The 20,215-nt window shown below is 39.3% G+C and carries 25 protein-coding genes and 1 tRNA gene; 13 read left to right on the forward strand and 13 right to left on the reverse strand.

Features of this window, described 5'->3' with window-relative positions:
• Nucleotides 1-70: 70 nt before the first annotated feature.
• Nucleotides 71-427: a helix-turn-helix domain-containing protein gene (locus ACYQ0N_RS02470; protein WP_460161768.1), complete on the forward strand. Its 357-nt coding sequence runs from the start codon at nt 71-73 to the stop codon at nt 425-427.
• Nucleotides 428-449: 22 nt separating this feature from the next.
• Nucleotides 450-974, forward strand: a complete 525-nt coding sequence (locus ACYQ0N_RS02475) for an ImmA/IrrE family metallo-endopeptidase (protein WP_460161769.1) — start codon at nt 450-452, stop codon at nt 972-974.
• A gap of 338 nt (nt 975-1,312) precedes the next feature.
• On the opposite strand, the gene ACYQ0N_RS02480 is transcribed toward ACYQ0N_RS02475, so the two are convergent.
• Nucleotides 1,313-1,624, reverse strand: a complete 312-nt coding sequence (locus tag ACYQ0N_RS02480) for a GHKL domain-containing protein (protein WP_177532549.1) — start codon at nt 1,622-1,624, stop codon at nt 1,313-1,315.
• Between the two features lie 197 nt (nt 1,625-1,821).
• Here ACYQ0N_RS02480 and ACYQ0N_RS02485 point away from each other — a divergent pair, with 197 nt between their 5' ends.
• Nucleotides 1,822-2,376 carry a manganese catalase family protein gene (locus ACYQ0N_RS02485; RefSeq protein ID WP_177532548.1) on the forward strand — a complete coding sequence of 185 codons (555 nt, stop codon included), beginning with the start codon at nt 1,822-1,824 and terminating at the stop codon, nt 2,374-2,376.
• Between the two features lie 94 nt (nt 2,377-2,470).
• Here ACYQ0N_RS02485 and ACYQ0N_RS02490 read toward each other — a convergent pair whose 3' ends face one another.
• The 10 genes from ACYQ0N_RS02490 to ACYQ0N_RS02535 form a co-directional block, all read right to left on the reverse strand.
• Nucleotides 2,471-2,887 carry a DUF3421 domain-containing protein gene (locus ACYQ0N_RS02490; RefSeq protein WP_177532547.1) on the reverse strand — a complete coding sequence of 139 codons (417 nt, stop codon included), beginning with the start codon at nt 2,885-2,887 and terminating at the stop codon, nt 2,471-2,473.
• A 139-nt stretch (nt 2,888-3,026) separates the two neighbouring features.
• Nucleotides 3,027-4,211 (reverse strand): S41 family peptidase, encoded by a 1,185-nt coding sequence (locus ACYQ0N_RS02495; protein ID WP_460161770.1) that lies wholly within the window; start codon nt 4,209-4,211, stop codon nt 3,027-3,029.
• A 109-nt stretch (nt 4,212-4,320) separates the two neighbouring features.
• Nucleotides 4,321-5,703, reverse strand: a complete 1,383-nt coding sequence (locus tag ACYQ0N_RS02500) for a murein hydrolase activator EnvC family protein (RefSeq protein ID WP_460161771.1) — start codon at nt 5,701-5,703, stop codon at nt 4,321-4,323.
• Nucleotides 5,704-5,758: 55 nt separating this feature from the next.
• Complete coding sequence (gene ftsX, locus ACYQ0N_RS02505) at nt 5,759-6,664, reverse strand: permease-like cell division protein FtsX (RefSeq protein ID WP_177532544.1); 906 nt, start codon at nt 6,662-6,664, stop codon at nt 5,759-5,761.
• Nucleotides 6,654-7,337 carry a cell division ATP-binding protein FtsE gene (gene ftsE / locus ACYQ0N_RS02510; protein WP_177532543.1) on the reverse strand — a complete coding sequence of 228 codons (684 nt, stop codon included), beginning with the start codon at nt 7,335-7,337 and terminating at the stop codon, nt 6,654-6,656. Before ftsE ends, ftsX begins: the two co-directional genes overlap by 11 nt.
• Nucleotides 7,338-7,401: 64 nt before the next feature.
• On the reverse strand, nt 7,402-8,487 hold the full coding sequence (locus ACYQ0N_RS02515; protein ID WP_460161772.1) for a PucR family transcriptional regulator: 1,086 nt from the start codon (nt 8,485-8,487) through the stop codon (nt 7,402-7,404).
• A gap of 215 nt (nt 8,488-8,702) precedes the next feature.
• The gene (gene argS, locus ACYQ0N_RS02520; protein ID WP_460161773.1) at nt 8,703-10,469 is read right to left on the reverse strand and encodes an arginine--tRNA ligase; all 1,767 of its coding nucleotides are present in this window, start codon (nt 10,467-10,469) and stop codon (nt 8,703-8,705) included.
• 17 nt (nt 10,470-10,486) lie between these two features.
• On the reverse strand, nt 10,487-10,912 hold the full coding sequence (locus ACYQ0N_RS02525; protein ID WP_460161774.1) for a YwiB family protein: 426 nt from the start codon (nt 10,910-10,912) through the stop codon (nt 10,487-10,489).
• A 3-nt stretch (nt 10,913-10,915) separates the two neighbouring features.
• Nucleotides 10,916-11,725 carry a glutamate racemase gene (gene murI, locus ACYQ0N_RS02530; protein WP_177532540.1) on the reverse strand — a complete coding sequence of 270 codons (810 nt, stop codon included), beginning with the start codon at nt 11,723-11,725 and terminating at the stop codon, nt 10,916-10,918.
• A gap of 13 nt (nt 11,726-11,738) precedes the next feature.
• Entirely contained in the window at nt 11,739-12,812 is a 1,074-nt protein-coding gene (locus ACYQ0N_RS02535; protein WP_177532539.1) for a D-alanine--D-alanine ligase family protein, read from the reverse strand.
• A gap of 328 nt (nt 12,813-13,140) precedes the next feature.
• On the opposite strand from ACYQ0N_RS02535, the gene rpmG reads away from it, so the two are divergent.
• The 7 genes from rpmG (at nt 13,141) to ACYQ0N_RS02570 (ending at nt 15,981) form a co-directional block, all read left to right on the forward strand.
• Nucleotides 13,141-13,290: a 50S ribosomal protein L33 gene (gene rpmG / locus ACYQ0N_RS02540; protein ID WP_177532538.1), complete on the forward strand. Its 150-nt coding sequence runs from the start codon at nt 13,141-13,143 to the stop codon at nt 13,288-13,290.
• 16 nt (nt 13,291-13,306) lie between these two features.
• A complete protein-coding gene (gene secE / locus ACYQ0N_RS02545) occupies nt 13,307-13,555 on the forward strand; it encodes a preprotein translocase subunit SecE (protein WP_177532537.1) in 249 nt (82 codons plus the stop codon).
• 38 nt (nt 13,556-13,593) lie between these two features.
• Nucleotides 13,594-14,124: a transcription termination/antitermination protein NusG gene (gene nusG / locus ACYQ0N_RS02550; RefSeq protein WP_177532536.1), complete on the forward strand. Its 531-nt coding sequence runs from the start codon at nt 13,594-13,596 to the stop codon at nt 14,122-14,124.
• A gap of 93 nt (nt 14,125-14,217) precedes the next feature.
• Nucleotides 14,218-14,643, forward strand: coding sequence for a 50S ribosomal protein L11 (gene rplK / locus ACYQ0N_RS02555; protein ID WP_177532535.1), 426 nt, complete (start codon nt 14,218-14,220; stop codon nt 14,641-14,643).
• Nucleotides 14,644-14,764: 121 nt separating this feature from the next.
• Entirely contained in the window at nt 14,765-15,460 is a 696-nt protein-coding gene (gene rplA, locus ACYQ0N_RS02560) for a 50S ribosomal protein L1 (protein ID WP_460161775.1), read from the forward strand.
• Between the two features lie 44 nt (nt 15,461-15,504).
• Nucleotides 15,505-15,581, forward strand: a tRNA-Arg gene (locus tag ACYQ0N_RS02565).
• A 199-nt stretch (nt 15,582-15,780) separates the two neighbouring features.
• Nucleotides 15,781-15,981, forward strand: a complete 201-nt coding sequence (locus ACYQ0N_RS02570; protein WP_177532534.1) for a hypothetical protein — start codon at nt 15,781-15,783, stop codon at nt 15,979-15,981.
• A gap of 11 nt (nt 15,982-15,992) precedes the next feature.
• Here the strand turns inward: ACYQ0N_RS02570 and sfsA are convergent, their stop codons facing one another.
• Together sfsA and ACYQ0N_RS02580 are read right to left on the reverse strand one after the other, a co-directional pair.
• Nucleotides 15,993-16,676 carry a DNA/RNA nuclease SfsA gene (sfsA, locus tag ACYQ0N_RS02575; protein WP_460161776.1) on the reverse strand — a complete coding sequence of 228 codons (684 nt, stop codon included), beginning with the start codon at nt 16,674-16,676 and terminating at the stop codon, nt 15,993-15,995.
• A gap of 136 nt (nt 16,677-16,812) precedes the next feature.
• The gene (locus ACYQ0N_RS02580) at nt 16,813-17,655 is read right to left on the reverse strand and encodes a hypothetical protein (protein WP_177532532.1); all 843 of its coding nucleotides are present in this window, start codon (nt 17,653-17,655) and stop codon (nt 16,813-16,815) included.
• A gap of 148 nt (nt 17,656-17,803) precedes the next feature.
• On the opposite strand from ACYQ0N_RS02580, the gene ACYQ0N_RS02585 reads away from it, so the two are divergent.
• The 3 genes from ACYQ0N_RS02585 to ACYQ0N_RS02595 all read left to right on the forward strand — a co-directional run bounded on the left by ACYQ0N_RS02585 (nt 17,804) and on the right by ACYQ0N_RS02595 (nt 20,200).
• Complete coding sequence (locus ACYQ0N_RS02585; RefSeq protein ID WP_460161777.1) at nt 17,804-17,926, forward strand: hypothetical protein; 123 nt, start codon at nt 17,804-17,806, stop codon at nt 17,924-17,926.
• Nucleotides 17,927-18,034: 108 nt separating this feature from the next.
• Nucleotides 18,035-19,609 carry a recombinase family protein gene (locus tag ACYQ0N_RS02590; RefSeq protein WP_460161778.1) on the forward strand — a complete coding sequence of 525 codons (1,575 nt, stop codon included), beginning with the start codon at nt 18,035-18,037 and terminating at the stop codon, nt 19,607-19,609.
• A 6-nt stretch (nt 19,610-19,615) separates the two neighbouring features.
• The gene (locus tag ACYQ0N_RS02595) at nt 19,616-20,200 is read left to right on the forward strand and encodes an N-acetylmuramoyl-L-alanine amidase (protein WP_177532530.1); all 585 of its coding nucleotides are present in this window, start codon (nt 19,616-19,618) and stop codon (nt 20,198-20,200) included.
• The last annotated feature ends 15 nt before the right edge of the window (nt 20,201-20,215 follow it).

Here is a 20,215-nt window from a genome sequence, read left to right on the forward strand (position 1 = left end):
AGAAAATCACTTGACAAGTATTGAAAATTATGTTAAAATATATTTATCATAAAGCAAGGAGGGGAATGTTATGGTAACACCGTTAGGAAAAGAATTAAGAATTATCCGTTTGAATTTTAACGAAATTCTAAAGGATATGGCAATTAAAATAGGCATTACTCCATCATACTTATCTTCTATAGAAAACGGTAAAAGAACTCCTACGCCAACCTTAGTAAATAAAATTATAAAAATTTATGGATTAGATGAAGAACAATCCTTAATTATACGAGAAGCATTATATAAAACAATAAATGAAGTAACTATCTCATCAAGAAACCTTAATAAAGAACATCAAGATCTAGGCCTAGTTTTTGCGAGAAAATTTAATGATTTAGATTCAGAACAAATCAGTGAGATTTTATCAATTATCAATAAGAAAAAGTAACTTATGGAGGACGTTTAATGCGATGGATTATTTAATAGCTAAACCTAGAAGTACAAGCGATATCGAAATGATAGCCGATCGAATAAGAGAAACTTTAAATTTAAAAAGTAATTTATATTTTCCGGTTATTAATTTTATTGAAAATGTCCTGCCAAATGTAGATGCTGGATTTAATTATGAGTATGTTTCAAAGATCGATATGCCGCCTAATACTTATGCCTATTATAATTCTACTGAAAATGTTATGTACATAAGGGATGATGTCTATGATGCGGCTTGTATGGGGGACGGCAGACATAGATTTACACTTGCTCATGAAATAGGACATTACTTGCTTCATTCAGAAGGCGTATGTTTAAGCAGAAGTGTAAATGAATCAGAAATCAAACCATATTTAAACCCGGAATGGCAGGCTAATACTTTTGCAAGCGCTTTGCTAATGCCCAGAAGCTTAATAAAAAGTATGACAGTAAAACAAATTGCAGACGAATGCGGAACCTCATTTCAAGCTGCATCAATAGCATATAAAAAAAGCCGAGTCCAATAACGAACTCAGCAATCACCACTTTGTACAATCAAAAAAATTGTATCAGCAGTATATAAAACTAACAATTTAATTATACCACATTTTTTTTGATTTTACAAGAGGTTTTATATAGATATTTTCAAAAAAGAAAGGTGGTATTATATGTGGATTTATTCACCGTATATTACTAAAAACGGAAAACGTTTATATGCAAGCACATACGGTTTTAAAGTTTTTCGCTTTTGGGTCGATGACGATAAAGTGAGAAAGTAACTTTTATATAACTTGTGCTGATCAAGTTTTTATTTAAAAATAATTCAAGCGGCAGGGAGTGATCCTTGCCGCTTTTTGTTTATGCCTCAGCTTTTCGAGTCGGCTTTTTGACGGATATTGCATTTAAGATAAACCGTGGCAGTAAACTTATTGTCTTTTAAATTATAATCCGTTTCACCATCATACATGATTGCCAGATCATTAATAATTTGAGTTCCGATACCGTGGCTTGCTTTATCTTTTTTAGAAGTTTTCAATGCTTTGCCGTTGTATGCCAAATTTGTTGTCTCTGCATTGTTTGCCACCCTGATCTTAATGTAGTTAATTTCTTTGACTACAGTTAAGCTAATACTTTTTTCGCCTTTACATTTTTGGCATGCTTCCACGGCGTCGTCCATCAGGTTACGTATATTTTTTGGAAATCAGTTTAACAAAAAACTCCTGATCATCGCATACCGCAATTCTCAAAATATCGACCTCCTTTAGATATATATAAATTATATCAAGGGTGTCGATTAATGTCCATATGTAAATATTGTAATTAACATTTTCTTGTACAGACGGAATATTTTGATTTAATTAGTATTATTTCCTTTTGAAATTTGGCGGTCCAGATGGAGAATTGGCAGCGTCTTTAAGATATCTTAATCAGCGATATTCTGCTCCTTACGGTGAAGTAAGAGGACTTTTAACAGATATTGGCACTGAGGAATTGGCTCATATGGAGATGATATCTGCTATACTTTATCAGTTGACAAGAAATCTTACGCCGGAAGAAATTAAAGAAAGCGGTTTTGACACTTATTTTGTTGATCATACAACAGGAATATATCCGGTAGCTGCATCCGGAGCTCCGTTTACTGCAGCATACTTTCAGTCTAAAGGTGATCCCATAACTGATTTAGTTGAGGACATGGCAGCAGAACAAAAGGCGAGAACAACTTACGATAATATTCTGCGTCTTGCAGATGATCCTGACGTAAGAGATCCTATTAAGTTCTTAAGAGAAAGAGAAATAATTCACTTTCAGCGTTTCGGCGAAGGGTTAAGAATAACACAGGATAATCTAAATTCCCGTAATTTTTATGCATGTAATCCTTCATTTGATAAGAATTGCGGAAGAAACTGCCGTAGAAGAATGAATCAATAATACGGTTTTTTGAATTTCTGTTTCGATAGATAAATAAAACTGATTTCGTTATTTAAACGAAATCAGTTTTAAGTTTTGTATTAAATTCAGGATATTAATCTGCGACAAGTACTTCATAATCTGAAAGTTCCCATTCCTTGCCGGCATATGGGATACAAATACCTTTTGCCAAATGAGTTCCTACCTTACCAGTAATAATCATACCTTCATATTCAGTTCTTCCTATGTAAAGCAATTTTCCATCAGCTTCTCTTCCTGCGAGAATGGCGCCGTCCGGTATCTGATGATTGTTACACTTTACCCACTTGACATTACCAATGTAATATTCGAAATCTTTAACACCGTATTCTTTTCCTCCGTAAGATACATAGCATCCGAAATTATCGACAAACTTACACGGATGAATACCGCCTTCAAACTCTGTACGTGCAATAAATACACCGTTTTTATTTTCGTATCCTGCCATTGGCGCGTCTAATGGTCTGATGGTTCCTTGAGCCTTTTTCCACATAATTTTATCCTCCGGTGATTAAATTTAATCAATAAATGATTATATCTACATTTTACCATAAATACCGACAAATTGGTGTACAAATTGTTAATAAAATATGGACAAAATGTAAATTAACAGAAAATACCTTTATATATTACTATTTTAAAATTTCAATCGCTTTTTGCAGCTGAGTATCTTCATTTTCCGGTATATCATCGGATTGATTTTCGGAATATTTATCAGGAAGCGCCGTTTCATAATCTGGTTTTAAGCCTACTCCGTGGTAACATTCTGATTTAACCGTTCTGTATTTTGCGACAGTAAGCTTGAGTCCGCCGCCGTTATCTAAGTTATATGTGTTTTGCATTATACCCTTGCCGAAGGTATTTTGACCTACTAATACAGCTTTTCCGAAATCTCTTAATGCCGCTGCAAATAATTCTGCTGCGCTTGCCGAATATTCATTTACAAGAACTGCCATTGGAAGATCTAATTCTATTTTGTCAGATTTGCATATAACTTCGGTGCTTCCGTCTTTAAATTCGGCAATAGCAATATCTCCCTCCGGCAACAGCGGATCAAGGCAGTCTGAACATGCCGATACCAATCCTCCGCCGTTATTTCTTACATCAAAAATAATAGCGGAAGCATTATTTTCAAGACATTTTTTGAGTTCGATGTTAAACTGATGCGAGGTGTTTTCCTTAAATCCCGTGATTTTAATATAAGCTATATTATTTTCCAGCATACGGCTTGTTACTGTTTCAGTCGTTATTTCTTCACGCTTCATTTTAAACGAAATCTCTTCATCTCCGCGTTTTACCGCTATATTTACTTCAGTTCCTGCTTTTCCTCTTACAAGATTTACAGCGTCCGAATATTCCATTTCATTAACGTTTTTTCCGTCAACTTCAATAATAATGTCGTTGATTTTTAATCCGGCTTTCTCGGCAGGTCCTTTTTCTGCAATTTCAACGATTTTTATTTCATTATTATCACCTTTATTAACTGTAATACCTATACCGGTAATAGAGCCTTTAGCGTCAATAAGATTCTGTTCATATTCATCAGGAGTCATATAAGCGGAATATTTATCATCAAGAGCGCTTACCATTCCCTTAAGAGCTTGATCTACTATTATTTCCTCGTCATAGCTGCCGTAATAATATTCGTCTATATATTGGTCTACAGTGTAGATATCTTCAATAGATTTTGCTTTCTTTCTTAGTGTGGCAACACTGTCGCTGCATATCTGGAATGCCCAGAAAGAGGTAACTGAAAATGTTAGAAGTGCGGCTGCGCCGGCTATTAATGCCGCTGATTTGACACTGATTTTTTTCACAGATATTACACACCTTTCTAATATATCATATAAATTTTTTTTTCATTGCGAACTATAAAACAGGGCAAGATCGTCTTGCCCTGTTTTATATAATATGTATAGCTTCTTATTAATATAAATAACCGGTAGGATCAACCGTCGAGCCGTTTATTCTTACTTCAAAATGGCAGTGAAAACCAGTAGACCAGCCCGTGCTTCCCACAGAACCTATGGCTTCGCCTCTTGAAACCGATTGTCCGACAGATACATATACGTCGGCGCAGTGACCGTATAAAGTAGAAATTCCGTTTCCGTGATCGATCATCACATAATTTCCATAACCGCCGTTACAGCCGCAACTGCTGTCCTTGCCGTAGTTATGAGTACATCCTGTTTTTACTAATACTACAGTACCGCTTTCAGCCGCGGTTACAGTTGCGCCTGATATACCGCCTCCGGCAATATCAATTCCGGCGTGAAGCGATCCCCACCTGTAGCCGTATCCGCTTGAAATACTGTAGAATCCCGGTACAGGCCAGCCTAATGAACCGTTGTAGTTTCCTCCGCCTGTTGAGCCGGAGATTTCTCCGTCGCCGGATTGATCTCCTCCGCCTCCGATAGCGCTGTTGTCTGAACTGCCGTTGTCTTCCTGCTGCTGTTGTCTTTCAAGTTCCGCCGCAGCCTCTTCTTCTGCTTTTCGCCTTGCTATTTCATTAATTTCTTCAATTTCATTGTCCATAGCCTCGTTATCAGCTTTAAGAGACTCTATATCGCGCTGTCTTGATTCCATATCGGCTTCTTTGCGATCTATATAATCCTGTGTTTCCGCATAATCCTCATTGAGCTGTTTGATTTGTTCATTAAGCTCCTTTTTATTTGCTTCCTGTTCCTTCAGATCAGCGTCAAGCTCTGTTTTTTCAATATCAAGCTGAGCCTGGGCCTCTTCAAACTGCTGGAGCTGTGTCATAAGAGAATCTATAAGCTCATCGTCATGCTTGGCCACCTGGGAAATAAGCTCTATTTTGGACAGCATGTCATAAAAATCGGTAGCTCCTACAAGCGCTGAGGCGAGACTGTCGTTACCGGAAACATACATAGCCCTTAAACGATCCTTAAAAAGCTCCATTCCTTCATTTATATCAGTTTCCTTATTGGAAATATCAATTTCAAGCTGTTTGATTTTTTCTTCTTTTTCATTGATTTTATTATTTAGGTCGTTTATTATTGTATTTATATTATCAATATTTTCATTCTGTAAATCAATCTTTTTCTGAAGCTGCTGTTGAATAGCTTCCTGATCTGCAATGTCGCTGTTAAGGCTGTCAAGCTCTTTTTGGATTTTTTCGATTTCTGCTTCATTTTCAGCTTTTTCGGATTCCAGGTCAGAAATAGTCTTTGCCTCGGATTTCAAAGGGCTGCTGTAATTAACATATGTTAAACTTCCGGCTGTAATAATAGCGCAAAGAACCAGCGCCGTTACCTTTAGCTTATTTTTTCCAAATGAAATGTTCATAATTTTCGTCGTCTTACCGACTTAAACACCACCAATCTTAAATTTCGCAATATTTTTATACGTTCAGATGCTTTCTTGTACTGAGCACGCTTCCTAAAGCTCCGACAAATGCTCCGGCAAGAATATATGATAAAGCAACCTTTAACACTATGTCGCTGAATGAAACGATACTTCCCATTCCGATTATATTAAGAATGTTCACTTCGTTTGTCAGAAGATCAACGACTGCGTCATAACCGAGCCATGTTATGACTGTTGCCGCAATACCTGCAGCCATTCCCGTTATCATACCCTCGACAAAGAATGGGATACGTATAAACGTATTGGTCGCTCCTACATATTTCATAATGCTTATTTCATTTCTTCTCGCAAATACGCTTGCTTTGGTTGTATTTGAAATAATAACCATAGATACTATAGCAAGCGCTATAATGATCGCAGATGCGACAAGAGTTATAATTTTTTTCATCTCCGTAAGAATATTAACAAAATCATATGGCGCTCTTATTGAATATATATGATCTAATTCGTTAATAAGAGTAACTGTTTCGGACGTCAGGGAAATATCCTTTATCTTTATTCTGAAGGAATCCACAAGAGGATTATCGTCGCCCAGCGAGTCGAAAAGCTCCTCATATTCACTCATGCTTTTCTTCATATCTTCAAAGGCGTCGTCCTTTGAATAAAATCTGACTTCGTCGATATTATCAATTTGCTTTAGAAGTACTTCAGTCTCCATGGTTTGCGCGGGGGTAATATTTTCGTCTAGAAAGACGATTACTTCGTTTTTGTTCTCAATTCCTCCTATTATGGAGTTAATATTGATATAAAAAAGAATTGATAAACCAACCAGCAGAAGAGAAACAAGGAGAACGCAGAAGGACGCGAACGCCATCATTCTATTTTTCCAAACGTTATCAAATCCCTGTCTTGTCAGATACCTTACACCGCTAAGCTTCATTATTGCCTCCAATCACTTCATCAAAGACAATTTCACCGGCGTCGATATTTATTATCCTCCCGCCGAAATGACGTACAAGGTCATGCTCATGGGTAACCATAAGGATAGTTGTGCCGCATTCATTTATGCCCTTCAGAAGGTCTACTATTTCATAGGACAGCTCCGGATCTATATTTCCCGTAGGCTCGTCGGCAATAATGAGCTGAGGGTCGTTTACAAGCGCTCTTGCAATAGCGACACGCTGCTGTTCTCCGCCGGAAAGCTGGTTTGGATAAGAATTTGACTTGTCCTGTAATCCCACCAGACTTATTACATATGGAACGCGTTTGCGTATGTATTTTCTCGGAGCGTCAATTACTCTCAGAACAAACGCGATATTTTCATAAACAGTCATTGACGGAATAAGCCTGAAATCCTGAAAGACGAAACCGATAGTACGCCTGAAAGAAGGGATTTTTTTTCTTTTCAAGTTGCTGAGATTATAGTTATTAACCATAACCACACCGTTCGTAGCGTCTATCTCCTTTAAAATGAGCTTGATCAGCGTACTTTTTCCGGCGCCGGACGATCCGACGACAAATGCGAATTCGCCGTCGTTAATCTTAAGACTTACGTTGTTGAGCGCGTCAACGCCGGTTGAATATGTGACTGATACATTCTTGAGTTCTACCAAAAGGGACACCTTCCTTTAGCCGATAATCCGGCATAAATTGTTTTGTCCGATCCTGCGCTTATATTTAGAATTTAACCGGATTAGCCGATAAATATTTTTTTACCATCAGGGCAATTTTGAATATAATTGCATGATCGAATTCTCTCAGATCGAGTCCTGTCAGCTTTTTGATCTTTTCAAGTCTGTAAACCAGGGTGTTTCGGTGAACAAAAAGTTTTCTTGAAGTTTCTGAAACATTGAGGTTGTTTTCAAAAAACTTCTGGATAGTAAACAGAGTTTCATGATCAAGAGATTCTATACTTCCTTTTTTGAATACTTCATGAAGGAAAGTTTCGCAGAGAGTTGTCGGCAGATGATAAATAAGTCTTGCAATTCCGAGATTGTCGTAGCTTACTATATTTTTGTCCGTATCGAAAACCTTTCCGACCTCCAAAGCCATCTGCGCTTCTTTGAATGAGCGGGCAAGCTCCTTTACGCCTATAACGGACGTACCGATTCCTACGTTTACCCTTGTGTAAAACTCGCTGCTGAGCGTGTCGGATATTGAGCGTGCAAGCTTTTCAAGGTCCTTGGAATCAACCGAGCTTTTGATTTCCTTGACAAGAACAATATCGCTTTCAGTGATGTTGAAAACAAAGTCCTTGTTTTTGTCCGGGAAAAGGTTCTGAATAACGTCATATGCGGAAATATCGTTCGCTGAAACGATTCTGATAAGAAAAACCACTCTGCTTATTTCAGCGTTGAAGTGAAGCTCTCTGGCCTTGATCACGATATCTCCGGGAAGAACATTGTCCAGAACTACATTTTTGATAAAATTATTTCTGTCGTATTTTTCGTCGTAATATTGTTTTATGTTCGACAGGCTGATCGCCATTATTGTGGCGTATTTAGCAGCGTTGTCGTCTACTCCTTCTATAAAAACCGCATATTCCGGCTTTACTCTTGAGCCGAACGGTTTATAGGTGTATCCGTCTCTAATAAAAATATCATGAGAATCGTTTAAGTCTAGGGAAACAAATTCGTTTGTCGTGCCGACTTTGGTTAAATCGCTGCATGCGATAATAGTAGCGGTTTCGTCGACAACTCCGATAACGGCGTTTACAGCATCTCTCATTTGATGCACAAGACCTTGAAATAATCTGTTAGACATATCAGCATTTCCTTCCTGTTTTTTTATTTATAATGCTTCTTAATGCCTTAATATATTACAAATTGTAACACATTCAAGACGCGTAAATGTTAACAAACTGTTAACAAATTAGGGTTTTATAAAATAGTGCACAAAAATACTGCGTTGAGATTTGTCGGAAACTTACAAATGGTTAATTTATTTGTAACTAAAATGTAACTTGTAATTATATAATATCACATTTTTTCCGGTCTGTCAATTTTTAATATTGCAAGAGAATTTCTCAGCGTCTGCAAAACCGCTCTGCAAAGAATAAGCCTTGCCTTTTTCAGTTGTTCGGTTTCAGCGTTTTTTACGCTGCATGCGTCGTAAAATTTATGAAAGAGAGTTGCAAGCTCAACGGAATATTTTGTGATCCTTGAAGGGTCGTAGGTTTTAGCCGCGTTGTCAATCTCTCCGGGCAGCGACGCAAGATGTCTGATGAGTTCGGTTTCCTGAGGCTTGTCCAGAATATCAAGCTCTTTCTTATCATACGATGCGGCTTCAAATCCTTCGTTTTTAAGGTTTGTAAGCAGACTGCATATTCTTGCATGAGCATATTGAACATAATATACCGGATTTTGTGACGACTTTTCAACGGCAAGATCCAAGTCAAAATCAAAGTGAGAATTCGGCTCGCGGAGATTAAAGAAAAATCTTGCGGCGTCAATTGGGATTTCATCCAGCAGAGTTGAAAGAGTGATTGCTTTGCCTGAACGTTTAGAAAGCTTGTATTTTTCTCCGTCCTTAACTAAATTGACCATTTGCATTATTACTATATCCAGTCTGTCAGGATCTACTCCGAGAGCCGTAAGAGCGGCCTTCATTCTTGGGATATATCCATGATGATCAGCGCCGAAAATATCTATAGCCTTGTCAAATCCTCTTGTTACAAGCTTGTTATAATGGTAGGCAATATCTGGAACGAAATAGGTGGGAATACCGTTTGCGCGGACAAGAACTCTGTCCTTTTCGTCGCCAAGCTCTGAGGATTTGAACCAAATTGCTCCGTCAAGCTCATAGGTATATCCGCTGGCAGTAAGCATATCGACTATTTTTTCAACTGAGCCATCCTTATGAAGATCGCTTTCCCTGAACCATGTATCATATGTTATACGATATTTATTAAGATCCTCTTCCAGCCCTGCGATATTTTTCGGAAGAGCATATCCGACAAGCCGCTTTCTGCGTTCTTCTTCAGGCATTTCGGCAAGACCGCCGCCGTATTCGGTAAAATAATTATGAGCGTGAGCTATTATATCCATTCCAAGATAAACGTCTTCGGGCATAGGAAACGTATCGGCGTTATTATATATCGCTTCGCTTATCGCTCCGGTTTCGTTATTGCATTCAGCCAAAACCTTCAGACCGTCTTGGCTGCATATTTGCATATATCTGAGATCAAGTGATTTTCCGAATTTTTCAATCTGATTTCCCGCGTCGTTTACATAGAATTCCCTTTCAACGCTGTAGCCTGCCCAGTCAAGTATTTCGGCAAGACCGTCTCCGATTGCGCCGCCTCTGGCGTTTCCTATATGCATTGGACCGGTAGGATTGGCTGAAACAAATTCAACAATAGCTTTTTTACCATTGCCCGTATCCGTTCTTCCGTAATTTTCGGATTCTTTTATTACGGTATCGACGGCTGATGAAAACCATTCTCTTGAAAGAAAGAAATTTATGAATCCCGGTCCGGCTATTTCCATTTTTTCAAAAAATGTACCGTCAAGTACCGCCTCTTCGCAGATAAGCTCTGCAATTTTTCTGGGCGCAAGTCTGAATGACCTTGCCGAAACCATTGCGGCGTTTGCCGCAAAATCCCCGTGGGTTTTATCGGCCGGTATTTCAACTATGAAGTCCGGTATCGGTTCGGCAGGGAGTTTTTTTAGGGAAACAAGCCTCCCCAGTGAATCAAGTATAATATCCCTTGCCTGCGACGAGGCAAGTCTGATTAAGTCTGACATATGTAAAATCAACCTTCCTATGCTTTTTTGATGTTCATTATTATTTCATTATCCGACATATAGCTTGTGTTTATGTCGATAGTATATTTCATATAGAGATTACCGCCGTTATCGTTCAGATTGTTTTCAAGCTTATGGGTATAGATACCGATAACCATTTCTCCGTAGGGAGTGGCGTAGTGACAGTGATGCTTTTTACCCGGCTCTATTACAAGATCTGAGTTGGCGCTGCCTCTTCTTATAATGGAAGCAATGCTGTTGCCTGTTACGGAAATTTCCGTTTCAGAGCCCTTGAAGCCGGTTGCGTCCGAATCCTTATAGCTAATTAGAAAGGATTCGTCGTCGCGTCTGAATTTTCCCGATGTAACAAGCTCGGTTTCGGTTTTATCATTATAAATAGACTGAATACTTTTCATTTCAATCATAAATTTTTCTGAATTCAATTTTTATTCCCCTAAATTACAGCTAAACACCTCTCCGTTTACGGGATGCTCAAGAAAATGTTTAGCGTTTTCTTCAAAAAGCTCCTTGCTGTCGCTTACGTAAAAAATGTTTTTGCCGCAGCGTCCGCCGTCGTTTAAAAGATCCGCCGACATCAGACAGCTCTGAGCATATTTCGCGGCTTCCGCTCCCGATGAAATAAGTCTTACGCCGTCTCCCATTATGTCGGCTATTACTTCCTTTATAACAGGGTAGTGAGTACAGCCCAGAATGAGCGTGTCTACTCCTTCCGCTTTAATAGGAGTCAGATATTCCTCTGCGGCGAGTCTTGTTATTTCGCAGTTCTTAGACGTATATCCGTTTTCAACCAGATGTACGAAAAGCGGGCAGGCATTTCCGATAACCGCCGCGTGAGGATTAATTGCTTTTATAGCTTTTCCGAAGCTGCCGCTTCTTATTGTAGCCGGAGTGCCTATAACTCCTATTTTGCCGTTTTTTGTGGCGGCGCAGGCCGCCTGAGCCGCCGGAAGTATAACTCCGGTAAACGGCATATTGTCAACCAGAGGCTTTGAGCCTATAACAGAGCTTACCGTTCCGCATGCGGCGATTATCATTTTTATATTGTGCTTTAGCAGAAAGCTTACGTCTTCCTTGGCGTACTTTAACACAGTTTCACGGCTTCTGCTGCCGTATGGGATCCTTGCGGTGTCTCCGAAATATATGATGTCCTCGTCGGGCATAAGAGCGTTCAGCTCTTTAACAGCTGTCAATCCGCCCATGCCGGAATCAAAAACTCCGATAGCGTAATTATTCATATAAGAAATTCCTTTAATAGTTTCTGTCAGCATTATCAATAGCTTGTTCTATCAGCTTATCTATAAGATAGCCGTAGGACATTCCCAGATCCTCCATCAGCTTCGGATACATGCTTATGGATGTGAAACCGGGCATTGTATTCATTTCATTTAAAATTACCTCGCCGTTTTCAGAAAGGAAGAAGTCAATCCTTGCAAGACCTTTGCAGCCCATAGCCTTATATGCGTTTAAAGCCGTTTCTCTGATTTCTCTGGCGCTTTCGTCAGGTATTTTTGCGGGGATATAAAGATTAACGGAGTTGTTAATATATTTGGAATCGTAGTCGTAAAAATCATTGTTCTTTCCGATTTCGCCTACAAAAGACGCGAATGGCGAATCATAACCGAATACAGCCACCTCAAGCTCCTGTCCCTTGATAAATTCCTCTATAATAACCTTGTTGTCGTGGGAAAATGCGATTTTGACGGCCTCCTTTAGCGATTCTAAATCAACAGCCTTATTTATGCCAATGGAAGAGCCTGCGTTTGCCGGCTTAACAAACATCGGAAATCCGAGATCGTCCGCTATATCCGCGCATTCTCTGTCAAGATGGTTAAGATTTCTCAAACCGAGCGCACGCCATCTGGCAGTTCTTATATTGTTGTAATCCAGAATGGAATGAGTATGGGTTTTATCCATACATGCCGCGGACGCTAAAAGTCCGCATCCGACATAAGGTATTTTCGACAGGTCAAGAAGCCCCTGGATTGTACCGTCTTCGCCGTTTTTTCCGTGAAGAACCGGAAAAACAACGTCAACCTTTCTTATTGTGTATTCACCGTTTTCAAGCGTTATGACGCCTTTGTGAAGAGGATCCGGAGAAATCACCGCCGATGAACAGTCGGGATCCTTTTCCCATTCGCCCGAAGCGATATTGCTTACGTCGCCCGGATAATAAAGCCATCGTCCTTTTTTTGTAATGCCTATGCAGATCGCCTCATATTTATCTTTCGGCATGTTTTCAATAACATTTGTTGCTGAAATAAGTGAAATATCATGCTCGCTCGAGGCGCCGCCGAATATGACTGCGACTTTTATTTTTGACATTAGCTACAACTCCTTAAATTTAATATCTTTATAAACGGTTATGTATCAATATATTTTAACATATTCCACAAAAAACTTCAAGTATTTTTCATAAATTAGATACCGCCGCTTAAAAATTAGTTTTATACTATTATATACTTTTATTTATAAAAAGATTCGGAAAATATTATTTCAAGACCTTGACATTTATAAAAAGATATGATATACTTAATTTACCTCTTTTAGGGGTTTATTTTTTTGCATTCGTTTCTGTTAATCAGCCCTAAACTGAGGGAGGCAAACTATTTATTTTCCGTATAACGGAGGAATATCGTCAGGAGGTGCCGATATGAGAGTAAAGGTGACTTTAGCTTGTACAGAATGCAAGCAGCGCAATTATTGTACGAAGAAAAACAAGAAGAATGATCCTGACAGACTTGAAATGAACAAGTTTTGCAAGTTCTGTAAGAAACATACTCTTCACAAGGAAACTAAGTAAATCGGAGGTCTTATAAATGTCAAAAGAAGAAACTAAAAAAGAAAAAAAGACCTCGGACAAGTCCAAGAAGAAAAAGCCTAACAGAATTGTTAAGTGGTTTAAGGACTTAAAAAGTGAATTTAAAAAGGTAGTATGGCCGACCAAAAAGCAGGTGTTTAACAATACGCTCGTCGTTTTAGTAACGATGGTTGTTTCAAGCGTTTTTGTAGGCGCTCTTGATTTCGGTCTGCTTAAGCTCTTTAAGTTTCTGCTGGATATCGGCTGATAAAGAGCGCAGAACAAAAACTTTTAGGAGGATTTTAAATGTCAGAAGCGGCTAAATGGTATGTAATTCACACATATTCGGGCTATGAAAATAAGGTTGCGCAGAATATTGAAAAAGTTGTGGAAAACAGAAAGCTTCACGACCTTATCCTTGAAGTAAGAGTTCCTACCGAAAAGGTAACGGAAATTACCGACGGCAAAACCAAGGATGTTGAAAGAAAAACTTATCCGGGCTATGTTTTGCTTAAAATGGTTTATACTGACGATTCATGGTATGTAGTAAAGAACACCAGGGGAGTTACAGGATTTGTCGGCCCTGCGTCTGAACCTACTCCTCTTTCAGAAGAGGAAGTGAAAGCGCTGGGAGTTGATCTTGGTCCGGGCACAGTTGAGGTGAATTTCGGAGTCGGAGATCAGGTTCAGGTTTCAGGCACCGCTATGGACGGTTTTGTCGGTATAGTTCAGAAAATTAATATTGAAGACGGAACAGTTGAGGTTTTGGTTTCTATGTTCGGTCGTGAAACTCAGGCTACCTTGGCTCTTAACCAGGTTATAAGGCTTGATGATTAAAAAATAAACAAAAGCTGCAAATGCTTATAGGTGGGAGAGGCAAAAATTTTTCATTGTCTCGGTGTTACCACAATTTTTGGAGGTGCGAAAAGCATGGCACAGAAAGTAGTCGGCTATATAAAGCTTCAGATTCCGGCAGGCAAAGCAACGCCTGCACCGCCGGTTGGTCCGGCGCTCGGTCAGCACGGTGTAAACATTATGGCGTTTACAAAGGAATTCAATGAAAGAACAAAGAATGATATCGGTATGATTATTCCTGTCGTTATAACTGTTTATGCAGACCGTTCTTTCTCATTCGTAACAAAAACACCGCCGGCAGCGGTTCTTATAAAGAAGGCATGCGGAATTGAAACCGCTTCAGGCGTTCCTAACAAGAATAAGGTTGCCAATATAACTAAAGAACAGGTTCAGAAAATTGCTGAACAGAAGATGCCTGACCTGAATGCTGGCTCGCTTGAAGCGGCAATGAGTATGATTGCCGGAACAGCCCGTTCAATGGGTATCGTTGTAGTTGATTAATACCTGACGGATGCGAAAGCTTTTGTCTTTTGTTTTCCGAAATGGTGGGAGGAAATTTCCGCTAACCGGATTTTGAGCGATTAAGCAGTCCGGTATTACCACTTTATATGGAGGATTTATAATGAAACACGGCAAGAAATATATGGAAAGCTGCAAAGCTGTTGACAGCACAAAGCAGTATGATTCTGTTGAGGCTCTCGATTTGGTCTGCAAAAATGCCAAGGCTAAATTTGATGAAACTGTTGAGGCGCATATTCGTCTGGGCGTAGACTCAAGACATGCGGATCAGCAGGTCAGAGGCGCGGTTGTATTGCCTAACGGTACCGGTAAAAACGTTAGAGTATGCGTATTCTGTAAGGAAGACAAATATGACGCCGCTAAGGAAGCCGGAGCCGAATATGTAGGCGGCATGGATCTTGTTGATAAGATCATGAAGGAAAACTGGATGGATTTTGACGTTGTAATTGCTTCACCGGATATGATGGGCATGGTAGGACGTCTTGGTAAGGTGCTCGGTCCCAGAGGACTTATGCCAAACCCAAAAGCAGGCACCGTAACTCCTGACGTTGCTAAGGCTGTAACTGAAGCCAAAGCAGGTAAAATTGAATATCGTCTTGATAAGACAAACATTATTCATTGTCCTATCGGAAAAGCGTCGTTCGGAGCTTCTAAGCTTGAAGAAAACTTTGCAACTCTCATGGAAGCAGTTGTTAAAGCTAAACCGTCCGCTGCTAAGGGAACATACATTAAATCCTGTACTGTGACTTCTACTATGGGCGTTGGCGTACCTGTTTCTACTGTTAAGTACGGCGCTTGATTATTTTTATTTTATTGCGGACCAAATAACGAAAGTCCGCAAATGTTTCCGTAGCTCAGCTGGATAGAGCGACCGCCTCCTAAGCGGTAGGTCGGGTGTTCGAATCACCTCGGGAACGCCATATGCAAAACCGAAACTGTATTGTAAAGCAGTTTCGGTTTTTTTATTTAGTAACCATCAATCCAATTGCTGTATTCCTTTAAAAAAACAAAATAATGGCTTATGTAGAGAAGGTCTGTCATATTTTCAGATATGTTTTCATAAGCATTAATAAGACAAGTCGGCTTGGTCCGCTTTATTTTGCAGAAGTAGGTGTGCTTATGAAAAAAATTAATAAAAAAATATTTAAAAGAATAGCGGTCGTATCCGCGGCTGTAGCTGTTTGTGCAGGAGTTGTTTTTAGCTCCTACCGGTATATGGAAAGAGATTCTTTACCGGCGGTCGGCTCAGTGCAGAGCGATAAGCCGGTGATTGTACTTGACGCAGGTCACGGTGCATATGTCTTAAACAAGGTCTGTTAATTTTTATAATATCACATGTATCTTACTTCAACTTCATTATTAAGAACGATGCTTTTTTCTGTTACAATTGTATCAAACGCCGCCACATTTACCCCGTTGTCGTCGCACTCTTTGAGCTTGTCAGCAAAGGCTTTATGAGTGATATAATTCGGCATAAAATATTTTGCATTTTCCATTTGGATCACAAAGATAATATATGCTTCGTATCCTTTCTTTTTAACTTCAATAAGCTCTGAGATATGCTTTAATCCGCGTTGCGTAGGTGCGTCGGGAAACATAACAACTCCGTTATTTTCAAGTGTGGCTCCTTTTATTTCTATAAATATTTTTTTAAATGGAGTTTCAATATAAAAATCAAAACGCGAATTTAAGAATCTGTATTCGGGCTTTATTAATAATATATCAGGTAAAAATCTACCGCTTTTAGCCCATTCAAGGAATATTTTGTTTGGCGCCTGACTGTCAATATTTATTATCCTGTTTCCTTTAATTACAGAAATTAAGTCATAATTTGTTTTTCGGGTTTGGGCGTTGAACTTTTCAAGAAAAACGGTTGTTCCGGGAATTAAAAGCTCCTTGCAGCGTCCGGTGTTCTTTACATGGACCGTTTCAACTTGTTCGTTTATTTCGCAGCGAGCGATAAATCTGTTTGGCCGGTCTATGAATACGGCTTTATTAATATTTTTATAAGTCATGATTTTTCTCCTTACAGAGATATTTTATCATAATCATCTTCATGAATCAATAGTTTTAATTTACATTAGCGTTTATAGTTTATACATAACTAAAAAGCCTGAACCAACGGTTCAGGCTTTTTTCATAAATGGCTTATCAGAAATCGTATCTGCATGAGCAGCCGTTTTCAGAAGCAGTATCAGTAAATGAAGCTTCGGGAGTCTCAGAAATGCAATCGCATTCTCCGGAGCTTGCGGTACCGCACGAAGTAGTCGCTGTTCCGGTTCTTACGTCGGCGCCGAATGTGATTGGTACTTCAACGCATATCGTTTGTCTAACGGTAAATGTGCATTCGCTTCCTCCGGTGCAGGGAGAGGTTCCGCTTGTAACAACCGGTTCACCGCAGCAGACGGTAGTAGCTTCTCCGGCTATTGCAAAAGGCCTTACCGTTACAGGTACGCAGACTGTTTCCTGCTGAAATACAGTTTGAGTACATCCCTGGCTTGACGAACATGCAGGACCGCATATTGACATGCCTGTTTTGGTTGTATTTCCGCCGAAAAGACATACGTTAGTAGGTCCTACCGGTGAAACGCTGTTTAGTTCAAAGCATACATGCATGACGTTTCCGGTTTCCTTGTCAAGAGGAAAATTAATTTTAAGTCCCGAACATTGAGTCGGATGATCGGGTTTTTCAGGCGTTTTGATTTCTACATTTCCGCCCCAGATTACTGTCTGGGGAACTCCGTTAATTGTAACCGTAACGGAATGGAAATCTGCCTGAGTAAGATTAGGACATATTCCGAGTATAAAGTGGCTCAGATCAGCAAAGTCTGAGTTATCGGTACCGGTTGCCTCTACGTCATAGCAAAACTTCTGAAATTCACCTTCTTCAGGCGATAAAACTGAATCGTCTGTAAGAGTAAATTTAAACGGAAGTATTCTATCATTTGACGAATCGTTTGAGTAATCAACACTAAGATTGCATAAAATTGCCATTGGTATTCTCCCTTGAATAAATTATTATGAAGAAAGTCTTCACAACTCATTATATGTTCCGGCTTTGGGTTTTGCTACCGTCTTGATTGATAAGTTATACAGGCTTGAAATTAAGCATATAATAATAACATTAAGGAGGGATAAATGTATGGAACAATTTCTTATAGTAAGTAAATTTAAAACAAGACCGGAGGATATTCAGCTATTGCAGGAAATCATAACCCGCAAGCTTGAAAGAATTATTAATCTTGAGCTTAAACGGATTACATAAACGCGGCGGCAATAGTTGCAGATTTAATTGTGATATGGTATAATTATTTAGATTTATTTCTTATCCAGTATCATATCATTTTTCTCTTTATTCGGAGGTGGAAAATTTATGGTCAGCGCCGCAGTTTATCTGAGGCTTTCAGATGAGGATAGGAATAAAAAATCCGAGGCGGACGAAAGCGAGAGCATTCAGAATCAGAAATCACTGCTTACCGATTACTGCCGTCAGCGAAACTGGGATATTTTTGATATTTATTGTGACGAGGATTACAGCGGAACGGATTTTTACAGACCTGATTTTCAGAGATTGCTTGCCGATTGTGAAAGCGGCTGTATAAACGTTGTTCTCTGCAAATCGCAGTCGAGATTCTCAAGAGATATGGCAGTAGTCGAAACATATATACATGATAAATTTCCCGAATGGGGAGTACGGTTTGTCAGTATAATAGATCATGCGGACAGCCTTGACGTAACCAATAAAAAGACAAGACAGATCAACGGGCTTGTAAATGAATGGTATTGCGAGGAGGTATCTGCAAATGTCCGCAAGGTATTGCAGCATAAAAGGGAGGAGGGAAAATTTACCGGATCCTTTGCTCCCTATGGCTATCTTGTGGATCCTGAAGATAAAAATCATCTTATTATTGACGAAATGGCGGCTCCGGTTGTCAGAGATATATTTCTCTGGTATCTTCAGGGATGGGGATACCGGAAAATTGCGGCTGCGCTGAATGAGGCGGGAATACCGAATCCCACATCTCATAAACGCCGGACAAACAGCAGGTATGTGAACAGTAATGAAAGCAAAAGCTCGTCGAAGGGGCTTTGGACTGTCAGCACCATTTATAATATTATACGTAATGAAACCTATACCGGTACGCTGGTACAAGGCAAATCGCATACGGTAAGCTATAAGAATAAAAAAAGAAAAAGGGCGGCCGAGGAGGAATGGATAAAAATATCGGGTAGCCATGACGCTGTGATAGACGCAAAAACTTGGGAAATGGTCCGGCAAAAGCTTAAGAGCAGGGTAAGAGCCGGCAGGACGGATCAGGAGCTGTCGCCGCTTGCCGGAAAGGTGAAATGCGCTGTATGCGGAAAACCGATGAAGAGAAACGTATATTATAATAAGAAAAAGACTATCCGATATTACAGTCTTATATGCGGTACATATAAGACCGGAGCTATGAATTGCTCCAATAAAGCGTCTATAAGCGGTATGGCTCTGGAAAGGCTTTTATTAGAACAGATAAATAAACTTATAGAGAATTACTGTCAGCAGGATAAAATAAATGTGGTAAACGGTATTGACGAAAGTATTTCAAGGCTAATCAAATTATCAGAATCGGTTTGCCGAGATGTTTCTGAAAATAATGAAAAGCTTATACGGCTATATGAGGATAAGCTGGACGGGACAATTTCAAAGGAACAATACATAATGATGAGCAGAAGATATACCGATAAAATTGAAGGGCTAAAGGCTCGTAAGGAAAGTATTAGGCAAAGTATCGAAGAACTGGAAGAAAAAAGATCTGCAACTGAAAAACGTGATATGATAATAGACAGGTATTCCAGAATAGAGAAGCTTACCCGGACTGTTGCTGAGGAATTCATAGAATCTGTTCTTATAGGTGAAAAAAATGAAAGCGGACAGAGAGAAATAACTATAAACTGGAATTTGTAATTGACCTTGTTTAACACATACGCAGGCCACGGCGGAATAGACGGCGGCTGTTCTTCAGCAGACGGAGTTCCTGAAAAGGGTATAAATCTTAATATTGTTTTATGTCTGAGAGATTTGTTTACTGCAAACGGCTATGATGTAAAGCTAACCAGAGATGACGACCGTTCTATACACGACGACGGTATAGAGGGAATAGCAAATCAGAAAAGCTCGGATATGGATAACAGACTTGAAATTTTTAACGAATATCCTAACGCAATATGTATTTCAATTCATCAAAATCAATTTACAGACCCTAAATACAGCGGCGCTCAGATGTTCTATTCCGATACGAATTCGGAAAGCAAGTATATTGCTCAGGCTATACAGAATAAAATAGTTGAATATATACAGCCGGATAATGACAGGGAAATAAAGCTTTGCGGCAAGGAGCTGTTTTTATGCTACTTCTGTAATAATCCTACTGTTATGGTGGAATGCGGATTTCTGTCCAATCCTCAGGAGGCGGAAAATCTTAAAGACGAGGAATATCAGAACAAAATCGCCTTTAGCATATTTGCGGCTATAAATGAATATCTGGCGAAAAAATAATAAATTATTGTGAGG

It is taken from the genome of Ruminococcus sporogenes, from assembly GCF_054655175.1.